General features: G+C 34.6%; 6 protein-coding genes. All 6 read right to left on the bottom strand.

What is annotated here, in order from left to right; all coding sequences use genetic code 11:
* Window positions 1-35: 35 nt before the first annotated feature.
* Entirely contained in the window at window positions 36-1,655 is a 1,620-nt protein-coding gene (locus tag MUA88_RS00410; RefSeq protein ID WP_262605599.1) for a DUF5906 domain-containing protein, read from the bottom strand.
* Window positions 1,655-2,023 carry a hypothetical protein gene (locus MUA88_RS00405; RefSeq protein WP_262605598.1) on the bottom strand — a complete coding sequence of 123 codons (369 nt, stop codon included), beginning with the start codon at window positions 2,021-2,023 and terminating at the stop codon, window positions 1,655-1,657. The genes MUA88_RS00410 and MUA88_RS00405 overlap by 1 nt, the downstream gene beginning before the upstream one ends.
* Window positions 2,016-3,116 carry a DNA polymerase gene (locus MUA88_RS00400; RefSeq protein WP_262605597.1) on the bottom strand — a complete coding sequence of 367 codons (1,101 nt, stop codon included), beginning with the start codon at window positions 3,114-3,116 and terminating at the stop codon, window positions 2,016-2,018. The genes MUA88_RS00405 and MUA88_RS00400 overlap by 8 nt, the downstream gene beginning before the upstream one ends.
* A 224-nt stretch (window positions 3,117-3,340) precedes the next feature.
* Complete coding sequence (locus MUA88_RS00395) at window positions 3,341-4,816, bottom strand: DUF6038 family protein (protein WP_262605596.1); 1,476 nt, start codon at window positions 4,814-4,816, stop codon at window positions 3,341-3,343.
* Window positions 4,817-4,833: 17 nt separating this feature from the next.
* Window positions 4,834-5,340: a DUF8453 domain-containing protein gene (locus MUA88_RS00390; RefSeq protein ID WP_019469178.1), complete on the bottom strand. Its 507-nt coding sequence runs from the start codon at window positions 5,338-5,340 to the stop codon at window positions 4,834-4,836.
* Between the two features lie 529 nt (window positions 5,341-5,869).
* Window positions 5,870-15,910: a YSIRK-type signal peptide-containing protein gene (locus MUA88_RS00385; RefSeq protein WP_262605595.1), complete on the bottom strand. Its 10,041-nt coding sequence runs from the start codon at window positions 15,908-15,910 to the stop codon at window positions 5,870-5,872.
* Between the last annotated feature and the right edge of the window lie 112 nt (window positions 15,911-16,022).

The following is a 16,022-nucleotide window of genomic DNA, read 5'->3' as shown; positions in this document are numbered from 1 at the left end:
GCACAAGCACTTCTACAAATGCTTCAATTTGTTCATTATTCATCGTCAAAGTCCTCCCAACCTATGTTCAAATCATCTTCGTATAAGAACTCATCATCTGTTACATTCTCATTTTTATCGAATGAAATCATGTCATCTTTTTTATCAGTTTCTTTCCATCCTAAATCGACCCAATACTTATAACCATTATTTAGTCTACTTTGTACATTAAAGTTAGCTTGTACCAAATCATTAATAACTTGAGAGCTTACTTTAATTTCGTCTCTAATAACCTCATTTAGCTTAGACACTTTGATACGTGATCCTGGTTTAATTGCTATAAGTTTTCGTAGTAAATTAATACATGCTTTCTGATTTGCAATACTGACTGATTTGTTAGAAACAAATTCATATCCAAAATTTAACCAGTCGTGAGTAATTTCAGTGACACGACTATTTTCAAGATATTCGATATCTGCTTCTACAATTTTTTGATACACATACATCAAGTAAAGAAAGATTTCTTTCTTCTCACTCATGAGTTTATCAATTAATGAAGTATCCGCTTTTTCAACATAATATTCACATGGAATAACATTAATTCGACGCTCCAAAGCTTTCGCATGTTCAGCAGGAAAATAAAGTACCGCATTTGTACCAAAAACAAGTTTCAAATCCAAAGTGACCTCCACTTGAGTTTTTCCTTTACGATCAACATGCATTGATTCTACAGATAATAACTTTTTGAAGTCATTTACAGTCTTTTCTTGAATCCTAGATTTTCCAATTTCATGACTTGCCATTAGACTTTTGTCAATTAAACTTTCTTTGTCAAAGCGACCTTCAAGCTCATTAAGTGCCTTAGACACAATATCTTTACTATAGAAAAATGATTTAACTAGTTCAATATATACAGATTTACCATTCTTAGCTCCACCGTATAATATGAGACCCCTACGGTATTTAGTATCAGCTGTAAGTAACACTGCTGTATGTTGGAAAAGAAAGTATTGTAAATCATCGTCATAATTCGCAAGTTGTAACATATATTGGTTAAAATATGGCGGTATCTTATCAGTAATTACATCATTTGTACTTAATGATAAATTCAATCGTGTTTTTGGAAAGATATCGATTGAATTTTTAACGACTTGAAACGTATTAAGATCGAACATATTTTCACCACAACCAATATAGTGCTCATTTTCAACAAGTTCTTCTACATCTGTTGATTTTTGCAATCCATCTACGACATTTTTTAGAGTGCTTAGTGAAGGCTTATAATCTACAAGCAATACTTGTATCATTTTAGATATCAAGTCTTGTAATTCATCTCCATTTATCTTTTGCCACCCGTTATCTTTGAAAACAAACAATTCTGAATTAAAACGTTTGATATGAAAAACCTTTATCATCATTTCCATGAGTACGGTGTCATTGGGATTCTTCTTAATACCAAAATAGCTATAGATGTTAGGTCGATAGTCCGTATCTTTTGAGATATTAAGTCGTAACTGATCGATAAGTTCGTTATACATGGTTTCACCTTGAGCCGTTTCTTCTATTTCATTGTCATTATTAACAGTAATAGTTAGGATAGCAATCAGACCTTGACGGTCGATTGCCTCCTTAGCCTCACTTATTATTTTAGTTAACATTTCGAATATACTGCTCATTATAATATTCCTCCAGTTTCATTTAATGGTGCTACATCGTGTACATAATAATTACCGTTATATTGACCAATATGGATTAAATTCATTCTATCAATGTATGGTTCATACGTGTCATGACCCACGCTATAGTTGCTATGACGTTTAAGCCAATCATGAATTGACAACTGATTAGCGCTCGGTTTTGTTGTAATATTACGATTCGCATATACAATCTGATTGTTCACTTCAATTTCATACGTGAATTGGTGCTTTATTTCACCCGAGAAATCTGTTTGGATCACAGAATGTAACGTAGCTACATATATATTATTTTCTTTGATTGGTGTACTACTTGGGATGTGTAGGCTTTGTCCTCTATCGTTATTCATGGTCTACGCCTCCTATTTCTTCCACTGTCACATGTGCAAATTCACCATTGAACAACTGGTTAGCCGTATATTTCATTAACTGACCCACATTTTGTGCAATTTCTTCATCTTCACATTCAATCATAATCGCATCGTGTATCGGTATTATAATCTTGAACGTTTTTTGATCGCACTGTGCTTTGTACACTTTTAGCAGAATGTGCTTGAAAATATAACTCGCTACAGTTTGTACGTAGATTGCCATAATACTACTACCTTGAAATGCGCTCATATCATGTTCAATGCCGTAAGGCATAGGCATGGTTTTATGCTCTTCGATTTGTTTCTTAAGTTCAATGACTTTTGTAAATTGGCTGACCGCATCCAACCATTGCACTTCACTTACATAATGTTTCAACTTGAATTTAGGACTATTGAAGTTGCCACCAAATAGAAACGAACCAATAAATGCACGTTTAACAAATACTCGTAGCTCATCTGGTAAGTCTAATTCACTTAGCAATGTGTCATACAGTCCGTCTTTCTGATTTAAAAAGTCAATCAGTTTTGAATCTTGAGTCATGTACGCAACAACCGAAGGTTCAAATGAGTTGAAATCGATTGTATACACCTTCTTAAATTTTGAAGGTAAAATCGTATGTTGAACTGCTTTAGGTAAGCCTTGAAGATTAAAATTTTTAGTTGTAATTCGATGTGTTCGTGTACCAATCAACGATAATTGCGTATATAATCGATTCGTACCACTTAATGCCTGTTCTAACCTATCAAATAGCTTTTCGATCTTATCAGAATGTTCATCATTCTTGGCTCTTTCAAGCATTGTTGATTTGATATCGGGTAATTTATCGATATTAAGCGTAATAGGTTCTGATTCAATCTCTTCCTTTAATACTTCTAAATTATGATGTACTTCCACATATTGGTCTAACTTAACTTGTTCATCAGCTAAAAGTGCATTATATTTTTGATCTAGCAGTTGGCTGAATTGTTGCTGCAATTGTTGAACATCAGTTTGGTTAGATGATTTGTCCATTAACCATTGCTGTGTTTTGTCACTTTGAGTCAATGACATCAGTTTGTCTCTTGTCTCCATATAAATCTGCTCCTTTATAGCAGAAAGTTGCGCGCTAACTTTTGCTTTAATTTTATTTGTCTTGGCCTCGACAATGTATAATTTAGCAATATTATCCTAAGATGTAATTGAGTTATTAAAAAATCACCAAAAAAAATAAACCCAACAAACCTTGATATAACAAGGTTTGTTGGGTTTATTTTTTTATTTAAGTTTATTCTTATGTTTAACTCTAAAAAACAATCTTAATCTGTTTTAGAACCAAATCTACGACTTTTAATTGCTTTTTTAAAGTCTTCTACGAAAGGTCCTACCATGAAATTATCAAAACTGTAGCCAGACTCTTCTACCTTTAACAGTGTATTCAATGCCTGGGTTACAAAGTAGCTTCCTTGTTCTGTTATTTCGTTTCTCACTACCATTTGGGCATTTGAATAGTTTAACTTCACTTTGTCGTTACTTATATATCTGTCAATTTTAATAATTGCATTATGTACATCTTCAATAGCATATCTTACGTAATCACTATTTATCTTATTAAAATATTTCGGATTAATGCTATATTTCATTAATTCACTTTCTAACCTCTCTAAGTCAAACTTAGCTTGTAAAAAGAAATCTAAATAGCTCGGCTGTTTATTTGCACTCTCTATATTAGCCTCGATAATTTTTATTTTTTTAATAATATTACTTTGGTTCATTGTATGTAACCTATTTTTTTTGTAATATAAAATTCCAAAATTTTGAGAGCTACGTCTTAATGTACTATTGTTCCAAAATTGTTGATTTTTATAAAATTCTGCTACGTCCCACTTTCTATTATTTTTAATCAATTCATGATCAATCAACTTAGATATACTTTTAATAGATTCTTTATGAATATTTTTTCTCAATTTATTTTTCTTATCTAAACTTTCGATAAAATTACTATCAGCTCTTTGTGAACGTTTTAGCATATCTGCAATTAACCAATCAAGCTCCATATACTCTGTTTCATCATAGTCCCATACATCTTTAATTAAGCTATCTAATGGTATTTCATTTTTCTTGTATAATAGGTGGTTTAATTCGTAATCCTTTTTGGGATACTTACCTTCTTTTATTGCATTTGTGTATTCTTCTAATTCATTATTTTCTTTTATTTGGGTGTTTCTATGTTCTTTTGCCATAAATTGAAAAATCGTTTCATCTATAGATTTTAATACTTCATTTTGTAGCTCAATTCTTTTATGTAAGGGCAAAGGTGTCATATATTGGTATAATTCTTGTTCCTTTTTATTAATTGATTCACCAATGCTTAACCATGCTTTAGTATTTTGATATACGTCTTTCGTATGTATGTCTGCAATTAATCTTTTGTATTTAATTTCATTGATAGATTTCATTAACTGATAAGTATATTCCATGTAACTCGAGGCATTTATATTTTCAATCATATCTTTTTTAGATTTTCCATTTTGTTTAAAAGCTTTGGAATTTATATCCACTGGGTAATAGTCAACACTTTTGAGTAACACCTTTATTAATTCTTTTGCGACGCCGTTAAATGTATATTGATTATTTATATCTTGGCCTTTGTAATTGTGAAAATTTTTCATATCAATTTTAAAAAGGTTAGAAATTGTATCCATTTTTTTATTGAATTTATGTGGAGTAAGTTCTAATTCTATGCGAATATCTTCCTTTGAATATAATTTTCTTACTATCTCATTTGATGACATTGCTTTTTAACTCCTTTTTAAATTTTACTAAATAATTGATTTAATGCTGTAAGTATTTCATTTTCAAATTTGCTACCTACATTTTCAACTATAGTATATAATTCTTTATTCGTATTGCTTAAATCAATAGTCAAATATTGAGTTTCATTTCTATTCATACTTATATAACTGTATTCCAATTCGATTACTAAGTCATAGTTATCAGGTAAAATTATGCACGTCGAAATTTGATTAGGCATATATGTTTTATCTTTTTGAGCATTAATAAATTTTTTTAAGTAATCTTGATTTTCAATCCCTTTTACACTTATCTTATTAATTTTTGCTGGGGAATTACCATAATTTTTAATTACAATTTTTTTGACAAACTTACCTATATAATAGCCTTCACAATATACACCAATATAACCTTTATTTTGTGTAATATATGCTTTTCTTGTATATATGGCAGTTATAATAGCTGCAGCACATGCAAAAATCGCAACAATAATTGAGCATATTGAAATTATTATTTCTCTTTCCATCTCTAAACCACCCTCTAAGTTGTTCGCAACTTATTTTTTAGTTTTATTTGTGATACGCTTCTGCGTATCGGTTAGTGGTGCGGTTTTTAATCATTATGTAATTAATTACTTTTGCAATTATTTTTATGATTATTTTTTTAATTTTAAACAATAGATATTGATATAAACACTTGAATGCTTTATAGATTTACTTTGTTATCTCTCATAAAATTTCAAAAACTTGACGGGCTATTTACACGAAAAAATTTCTTCATATATGTATATATAACCCTATCTACATGTAAAAATAACCACCTCAAAGGTTGTCTGTGATAAATCTATTTAAGTGTGGTTTATACTTAAACAAATCACCTTATTATTGTATATAAAACAACTAATATATTATATAATTTAATTAAAAGACATATAAAAAGCAATAAAAATGCTAACATACAATTTTAAGTACCACTACTTCATTACATTCTTAAAACCATTATTTTACCAGTAAAAAGAAGAGCTAGGCAAATCGCCTAGCTCTTCATATTCACTATTACTTTTCTTCTTTTTTATTACGTCGTCTGAATAATAATAATGATCCTAATCCCGCAAATAATACTCCAAAAATAGTACCTTGCTTACTATCACTTTCACCAGTTTCAGGTAAAGCCTTATCTTCATTATTACCTTTGTTATCAGTATTATTTGAAGTGCTACTACCTTCATTTAAATCTGGCACTTGATTACTTGAACCTGCAGAGTCATTATCATCATCTGTATCAACATCATCTGTGATGCCGCCTCCATCTGTATCTGCTGGATCTACTACATCTGATACACCGTCGTTATCTTTATCTGTGATTGTTGATGAATTATCATCTGACTCTTCGTCATTTGTATAACCATCATTATCTGTATCTTCTTCTCCGTCTGTTACGCCATTACCGTCGGTATCGTTGTTCTTCGGATCTAAGTTAGAAGCTTCTTCATCACTATCGTTAACGCCGTCATTATCATCATCTGTATCAACATCATCTGTGATACCGTCTCCATCTGTATCTGCTGGATCTACTACATCTGATACACCGTCGTTATCTTTATCTGTGATTGTTGATGAATTATCATCTGACTCTTCGTCATTTGTATAACCATCATTATCTGTATCTTCTTCTCCGTCTGTTACGCCATTACCGTCGGTATCATTGTTCTTCGGATCTAAGTTAGAAGCTTCTTCATCACTATCGTTAACGCCGTCATTATCATCATCTGTATCAACATCATCTGTGATGCCGTCTCCATCTGTATCTGCTGGATCTACTACATCTGATACACCGTCGTTATCTTTATCTGTGATTGTTGATGAATTATCATCTGACTCTTCGTCATTTGTATAACCATCATTATCTGTATCTTCTTCTCCGTCTGTTACGCCATTACCGTCGGTATCGTTGTTCTTCGGATCTAAGTTAGAAGCTTCTTCATCACTATCGTTAACGCCGTCATTATCATCATCTGTATCAACATCATCTGTGATGCCGTCTCCATCTGTATCTGCTGGATCTACTACATCTGATACACCGTCGTTATCTTTATCTGTGATTGTTGATGAATTATCATCTGACTCTTCGTCATTTGTATAACCATCATTATCTGTATCTTCTTCTCCGTCTGTTACGCCATTACCGTCGGTATCGTTGTTCTTCGGATCTAAGTTAGAAGCTTCTTCATCACTATCGTTAACGCCGTCATTATCATCATCTGTATCAACATCATCTGTGATGCCGTCTCCATCTGTATCTGCTGGATCTACTACATCTGATACACCGTCGTTATCTTTATCTGTGATTGTTGATGAATTATCATCTGACTCTTCGTCATTTGTATAACCATCATTATCTGTATCTTCTTCTCCGTCTGTTACGCCATTACCGTCGGTATCATTGTTCTTCGGATCTAAGTTAGAAGCTTCTTCATCACTATCGTTAACGCCGTCATTATCATCATCTGTATCAACATCATCTGTGATGCCGTCTCCATCTGTATCTGCTGGATCTACTACATCTGATACACCGTCGTTATCTTTATCTGTGATTGTTGATGAATTATCATCTGACTCTTCGTCATTTGTATAACCATCATTATCTGTATCTTCTTCTCCGTCTGTTACGCCATTACCGTCGGTATCATTGTTCTTCGGATCTAAGTTAGAAGCTTCTTCATCACTATCGTTAACGCCGTCATTATCATCATCTGTATCAACATCATCTGTGATACCGTCTCCATCTGTATCTGCTGGATCTACTACATCTGATACACCGTCGTTATCTTTATCTGTGATTGTTGATGAATTATCATCTGACTCTTCGTCATTTGTATAACCATCATTATCTGTATCTTCTTCTCCGTCTGTTACGCCATTACCGTCGGTATCGTTGTTCTTCGGATCTAAGTTAGAAGCTTCTTCATCACTATCGTTAACGCCGTCATTATCATCATCTGTATCAACATCATCTGTGATGCCGTCTCCATCTGTATCTGCTGGATCTACTACATCTGATACACCGTCGTTATCTTTATCTGTGATTGTTGATGAATTATCATCTGACTCTTCGTCATTTGTATAACCATCATTATCTGTATCTTCTTCTCCGTCTGTTACGCCATTACCGTCGGTATCATTGTTCTTCGGATCTAAGTTAGAAGCTTCTTCATCACTATCGTTAACGCCGTCATTATCATCATCTGTATCAACATCATCTGTGATACCGTCTCCATCTGTATCTGCTGGATCTACTACATCTGATACACCGTCGTTATCTTTATCTGTGATTGTTGATGAATTATCATCTGACTCTTCGTCATTTGTATAACCATCATTATCTGTATCTTCTTCTCCGTCTGTTACGCCATTACCGTCGGTATCGTTGTTCTTCGGATCTAAGTTAGAAGCTTCTTCATCACTATCGTTAACGCCGTCATTATCATCATCTGTATCAACATCATCTGTGATGCCGTCTCCATCTGTATCTGCTGGATCTACTACATCTGATACACCGTCGTTATCTTTATCTGTGATTGTTGATGAATTATCATCTGACTCTTCGTCATTTGTATAACCATCATTATCTGTATCTTCTTCTCCGTCTGTTACGCCATTACCGTCGGTATCGTTGTTCTTCGGATCTAAGTTAGAAGCTTCTTCATCACTATCGTTAACGCCGTCATTATCATCATCTGTATCAACATCATCTGTGATGCCGTCTCCATCTGTATCTGCTGGATCTACTACATCTGATACACCGTCGTTATCTTTATCTGTGATTGTTGATGAATTATCATCTGACTCTTCGTCATTTGTATAACCATCATTATCTGTATCTTCTTCTCCGTCTGTTACGCCATTACCGTCGGTATCATTGTTCTTCGGATCTAAGTTAGAAGCTTCTTCATCACTATCGTTAACGCCGTCATTATCATCATCTGTATCAACATCATCTGTGATGCCGTCTCCATCTGTATCTGCTGGATCTACTACATCTGATACACCGTCGTTATCTTTATCTGTGATTGTTGATGAATTATCATCTGACTCTTCGTCATTTGTATAACCATCATTATCTGTATCTTCTTCTCCGTCTGTTACGCCATTACCGTCGGTATCGTTGTTCTTCGGATCTAAGTTAGAAGCTTCTTCATCACTATCGTTAACGCCGTCATTATCATCATCTGTATCAACATCATCTGTGATACCGTCTCCATCTGTATCTGCTGGATCTACTACATCTGATACACCGTCGTTATCTTTATCTGTGATTGTTGATGAATTATCATCTGACTCTTCGTCATTTGTATAACCATCATTATCTGTATCTTCTTCTCCGTCTGTTACGCCATTACCGTCGGTATCGTTGTTCTTCGGATCTAAGTTAGAAGCTTCTTCATCACTATCGTTAACGCCGTCATTATCATCATCTGTATCAACATCATCTGTGATGCCGTCTCCATCTGTATCTGCTGGATCTACTACATCTGATACACCGTCGTTATCTTTATCTGTGATTGTTGATGAATTATCATCTGACTCTTCGTCATTTGTATAACCATCATTATCTGTATCTTCTTCTCCGTCTGTTACGCCATTACCGTCGGTATCATTGTTCTTCGGATCTAAGTTAGAAGCTTCTTCATCACTATCGTTAACGCCGTCATTATCATCATCTGTATCAACATCATCTGTGATACCGTCTCCATCTGTATCTGCTGGATCTACTACATCTGATACACCGTCGTTATCTTTATCTGTGATTGTTGATGAATTATCATCTGACTCTTCGTCATTTGTATAACCATCATTATCTGTATCTTCTTCTCCGTCTGTTACGCCATTACCGTCGGTATCGTTGTTCTTCGGATCTAAGTTAGAAGCTTCTTCATCACTATCGTTAACGCCGTCATTATCATCATCTGTATCAACATCATCTGTGATGCCGTCTCCATCTGTATCTGCTGGATCTACTACATCTGATACACCGTCGTTATCTTTATCTGTGATTGTTGATGAATTATCATCTGACTCTTCGTCATTTGTATAACCATCATTATCTGTATCTTCTTCTCCGTCTGTTACGCCATTACCGTCGGTATCGTTGTTCTTCGGATCTAAGTTAGAAGCTTCTTCATCACTATCGTTAACGCCGTCATTATCATCATCTGTATCAACATCATCTGTGATACCGTCTCCATCTGTATCTGCTGGATCTACTACATCTGATACACCGTCGTTATCTTTATCTGTGATTGTTGATGAATTATCATCTGACTCTTCGTCATTTGTATAACCATCATTATCTGTATCTTCTTCTCCGTCTGTTACGCCATTACCGTCGGTATCGTTGTTCTTCGGATCTAAGTTAGAAGCTTCTTCATCACTATCGTTAACGCCGTCATTATCATCATCTGTATCAACATCATCTGTGATGCCGTCTCCATCTGTATCTGCTGGATCTACTACATCTGATACACCGTCGTTATCTTTATCTGTGATTGTTGATGAATTATCATCTGACTCTTCGTCATTTGTATAACCATCATTATCTGTATCTTCTTCTCCGTCTGTTACGCCATTACCGTCGGTATCATTGTTCTTCGGATCTAAGTTAGAAGCTTCTTCATCACTATCGTTAACGCCGTCATTATCATCATCTGTATCAACATCATCTGTGATACCGTCTCCATCTGTATCTGCTGGATCTACTACATCTGATACACCGTCGTTATCTTTATCTGTGATTGTTGATGAATTATCATCTGACTCTTCGTCATTTGTATAACCATCATTATCTGTATCTTCTTCTCCGTCTGTTACGCCATTACCGTCGGTATCGTTGTTCTTCGGATCTAAGTTAGAAGCTTCTTCATCACTATCGTTAACGCCGTCATTATCATCATCTGTATCAACATCATCTGTGATGCCGTCTCCATCTGTATCTGCTGGATCTACTACATCTGATACACCGTCGTTATCTTTATCTGTGATTGTTGATGAATTATCATCTGACTCTTCGTCATTTGTATAACCATCATTATCTGTATCTTCTTCTCCGTCTGTTACGCCATTACCGTCGGTATCGTTGTTCTTCGGATCTAAGTTAGAAGCTTCTTCATCACTATCGTTAACGCCGTCATTATCATCATCTGTATCAACATCATCTGTGATACCGTCTCCATCTGTATCTGCTGGATCTACTACATCTGATACACCGTCGTTATCTTTATCTGTGATTGTTGATGAATTATCATCTGACTCTTCGTCATTTGTATAACCATCATTATCTGTATCTTCTTCTCCGTCTGTTACGCCATTACCGTCGGTATCGTTGTTCTTCGGATCTAAGTTAGAAGCTTCTTCATCACTATCGTTAACGCCGTCATTATCATCATCTGTATCAACATCATCTGTGATGCCGTCTCCATCTGTATCTGCTGGATCTACTACATCTGATACACCGTCGTTATCTTTATCTGTGATTGTTGATGAATTATCATCTGACTCTTCGTCATTTGTATAACCATCATTATCTGTATCTTCTTCTCCGTCTGTTACGCCATTACCGTCGGTATCGTTGTTCTTCGGATCTAAGTTAGAAGCTTCTTCATCACTATCGTTAACGCCGTCATTATCATCATCTGTATCAACATCATCTGTGATACCGTCTCCATCTGTATCTGCTGGATCTACTACATCTGATACACCGTCGTTATCTTTATCTGTGATTGTTGATGAATTATCATCTGACTCTTCGTCATTTGTATAACCATCATTATCTGTATCTTCTTCTCCGTCTGTTACGCCATTACCGTCGGTATCATTGTTCTTCGGATCTAAGTTAGAAGCTTCTTCATCACTATCGTTAACGCCGTCATTATCATCATCTGTATCAACATCATCTGTGATGCCGTCTCCATCTGTATCTGCTGGATCTACTACATCTGATACACCGTCGTTATCTTTATCTGTGATTGTTGATGAATTATCATCTGACTCTTCGTCATTTGTATAACCATCATTATCTGTATCTTCTTCTCCGTCTGTTACGCCATTACCGTCGGTATCGTTGTTCTTCGGATCTAAGTTAGAAGCTTCTTCATCACTATCGTTAACGCCGTCATTATCATCATCTGTATCAACATCATCTGTGATACCGTCTCCATCTGTATCTGCTGGATCTACTACATCTGATACACCGTCGTTATCTTTATCTGTGATTGTTGATGAATTATCATCTGACTCTTCGTCATTTGTATAACCATCATTATCTGTATCTTCTTCTCCGTCTGTTACGCCATTACCGTCGGTATCATTGTTCTTCGGATCTAAGTTAGAAGCTTCTTCATCACTATCGTTAACGCCGTCATTATCATCATCTGTATCAACATCATCTGTGATGCCGTCTCCATCTGTATCTGCTGGATCTACTACATCTGATACACCGTCGTTATCTTTATCTGTGATTGTTGATGAATTATCATCTGACTCTTCGTCATTTGTATAACCATCATTATCTGTATCTTCTTCTCCGTCTGTTACGCCATTACCGTCGGTATCGTTGTTCTTCGGATCTAAGTTAGAAGCTTCTTCATCACTATCGTTAACGCCGTCATTATCATCATCTGTATCAACATCATCTGTGATACCGTCTCCATCTGTATCTGCTGGATCTACTACATCTGATACACCGTCGTTATCTTTATCTGTGATTGTTGATGAATTATCATCTGACTCTTCGTCATTTGTATAACCATCATTATCTGTATCTTCTTCTCCGTCTGTTACGCCATTACCGTCGGTATCGTTGTTCTTCGGATCTAAGTTAGAAGCTTCTTCATCACTATCGTTAACGCCGTCATTATCATCATCTGTATCAACATCATCTGTGATACCGTCTCCATCTGTATCTGCTGGATCTACTACATCTGATACACCGTCGTTATCTTTATCTGTGATTGTTGATGAATTATCATCTGACTCTTCGTCATTTGTATAACCATCATTATCTGTATCTTCTTCTCCGTCTGTTACGCCATTACCGTCGGTATCGTTGTTCTTCGGATCTAAGTTAGAAGCTTCTTCATCACTATCGTTAACGCCGTCATTATCATCATCTGTATCAACATCATCTGTGATGCCGTCTCCATCTGTATCTGCTGGATCTACTACATCTGATACACCGTCGTTATCTTTATCTGTGATTGTTGATGAATTATCATCTGACTCTTCGTCATTTGTATAACCATCATTATCTGTATCTTCTTCTCCGTCTGTTACGCCATTACCGTCGGTATCGTTGTTCTTCGGATCTAAGTTAGAAGCTTCTTCATCACTATCGTTAACGCCGTCATTATCATCATCTGTATCAACATCATCTGTGATGCCGTCTCCATCTGTATCTGCTGGATCTACTACATCTGATACACCGTCGTTATCTTTATCTGTGATTGTTGATGAATTATCATCTGACTCTTCGTCATTTGTATAACCATCATTATCTGTATCTTCTTCTCCGTCTGTTACGCCATTACCGTCGGTATCGTTGTTCTTCGGATCTAAGTTAGAAGCTTCTTCATCACTATCGTTAACGCCGTCATTATCATCATCTGTATCTGTTATATCTGCAACTGTATCTTTATCCGTGTCTCTATTAACACTGATAATAAATGTTTCGACGGTTTGTCCACCTTGACCATCATCTACTGTTACTTGAACTTCATAGTCACGAACTTCTTCGGTATCTTTCCAATCATTTACTTGTGGAGTACCTTCTATTTGTCCAGTTTCTTCATTATAACTAACGCCTTCAGGTAAGTTTTTAACCGTTGTAGTTAACGGATCATTGTCATCATCTTGAGATGTAATACTAATAGGAGTAATACTTTCCCCTTCTGTAATAATTTGATCCTCAATAGAATCAATTGTAGGGTCATTATTACCTATTTCTGGTTCATCATCAATAATATCTGGTACACGATCATTGTCATAGTCATAAAAATCTAGATATGATGTAGCATAAGAACCTTCTAAAGGCTGGAATGGTGATCCATTATAAGATCCTACTGTACGATTATCTACATAATCTGCTTCTAACCAAGATGAAAAGTCTAAACGCGCATCTTCCGTACTTTCATTTAAATATTCAGCAATTTTTTCTAAAGTAACACCAGGAAGTAATGAATAAGATAATGTATAACTTCTTGATTGTCCTAATGTACCATAAAATACATTTCTATCTAATTCACCTCTAGCATTATTTAAATCACTAATTGTATTATTATCTAGGATTGAGATGCTATCGACTTTACTAGTATCAACCAAGCCATTGTCGTCTGCAAAAACATTAACAACTCTATTTTCGCTGATTTTATTACCATTTTCATCTGAAACGTAAAGTTCAATATTATTTAAATCTATATAAGGTAATAAGTCTTGAGGAACTTGCTCTTTAATATATAAAACCCAATTATAATCCGTTTGTAAAAAGTTTTGGTTTGGCTTAAATGTGTGAACTGAATCTATTGTTTGATTATCTTTATTATAATGAATTTGATTTTTAACTTTTCCAGCTGTAAAGTCTGTACTCTTACTGTTATCTACATCTGTATTAACAGTTGGACTAATAAATGATGTATCAATACTCTCAGCAGCAACTTCACCTTCATTATTAGTCCAAGTATGTAGGACATATACAGGTTTATCATTGGTATACCCTAAAGACTGCAGTGTTTGATTATCTTTTAAATTAATAATTAAATCATGATTGGTAACAACACCAATTATTCCAGATTTAACCGTCCGACCGTTCACTGGCGCACTCCAGTTTGATCCATCACTATTTGATGTCATTTGAACACCATTTAAAGTAATAGATTCAATTTGACTTGAAAATGCTTCTTGTGGAAATGATAAATTAATATTACCTCCATTTGTAAATTGACTTGAAGTAACTAACCATTTTGTTAATTGCAATTTAATCGAACTACTATCTGCATTTTCAAATTGATTTAATCCAGCATATCTTAAAGAAGTATCTTCATTTACTGTTGTTGCATCATACTTTAAGTCTCTCAATAAGTATGCTAAATCAGAATCAGTTGGGAATTGATATTTTGTTTCATTTGGTATATCAGCTGCTAAAGTATTAATTGCTGAAAACATACGAGTTGCTCTAGTAGCCAATGGCTGTTCACTATCAATCTCGTTAGACAAGTTTATTAAAGCCGCCTTCAAAATCTCATCATTAATTTCTTCTGTTGTTGCATTATTATAGTCTATATTAGCAATTTCTATAATCGCATCTGCTTCTTCTTCAGATAACTGCTCTGTTAAATATTGATTCACTATTTCTTCTTTATTTTCTGTATTTTCAAGCTGTTCTTGTAAAGTGGAAGTATTAGTGTTTAAATCAGTATCCTCTGTTACTTCTTCAGTACTTGGTTGCTCTTCTTTTGTTGTATCCTCAGTACTTGATTGCTCTTCTTTTGTTACTTCTTCAGTACTTGGTTGCTCTTCTTTTGTTACTTCTTCAGTACTTGATTGTTCTTCTTTTGTTACTTCTTCAGTACTTGGTTGCTCTTCTTTTGTTACTTCTTCAGTACTTGGTTGCTCTTCTTTTGTTACTTCTTCAGTACTTGGTTGCTCTTCTTTTGTTACTTCTTCAGTACTTGATTGTTCTTCTTTTGTTACTTCTTCAGTACTTGGTTGCTCTTCTTTTGTTACTTCTTCAGTACTTGGTTGCTCTTCTTTTGTTACTTCTTCAGTACTTGGTTGTTCTTCTTTTGTTACTTCTTCAGTACTTGATTGCTCTTCTTTTGTTACTTCTTCAGTACTTGGTGTTTTTTCTAATTCAAACGACTGTGAAGAAATTTCTTTAACAGAACTTTCCTGACCTGTAGTATTCGATATTTCATCTGCTTTTGCTTCATTTCCAATACCAAATACTAATGTAGCACCAATTAATAGTGAAGCTGTTCCAACTGTGAATTTACGAATTGAATATTTATTTAACCTATTTGGCAAAAAATCATACTTTTTTCCTTTCATTTATATTCCTCCCAATAATTGCAATTTAAATTCACTTAATCTAAGTATATAATATTAGTAAGATGAATCAATATAATTTTGCTCAACAGAATTAATTTTTACTTGTAATTTA

Source organism: Staphylococcus sp. IVB6240, from assembly GCF_025558425.1.
Lineage (GTDB): Bacteria > Bacillota > Bacilli > Staphylococcales > Staphylococcaceae > Staphylococcus.
The sequence above is the reverse complement of the archived record's forward strand: the minus strand, read 5'-3'. Positions and strand labels throughout refer to the sequence as shown.

Excerpts from the sequence above, each read along its gene's own strand:
- MUA88_RS00410 (WP_262605599.1), bottom strand. The coding sequence starts at position 1,655 with ATGAGCAGTATATTCGAAATGTTAACTAAAATAATAAGTGAGGCTAAG.
- MUA88_RS00405 (WP_262605598.1), bottom strand. The coding sequence starts at position 2,023 with ATGAATAACGATAGAGGACAAAGCCTACACATCCCAAGTAGTACACCA.
- MUA88_RS00400 (WP_262605597.1), bottom strand. The coding sequence starts at position 3,116 with ATGGAGACAAGAGACAAACTGATGTCATTGACTCAAAGTGACAAAACA.
- MUA88_RS00395 (WP_262605596.1), bottom strand. The coding sequence starts at position 4,816 with ATGTCATCAAATGAGATAGTAAGAAAATTATATTCAAAGGAAGATATT.
- MUA88_RS00390 (WP_019469178.1), bottom strand. The coding sequence starts at position 5,340 with ATGGAAAGAGAAATAATAATTTCAATATGCTCAATTATTGTTGCGATT.
- MUA88_RS00385 (WP_262605595.1), bottom strand. The coding sequence starts at position 15,910 with ATGAAAGGAAAAAAGTATGATTTTTTGCCAAATAGGTTAAATAAATAT.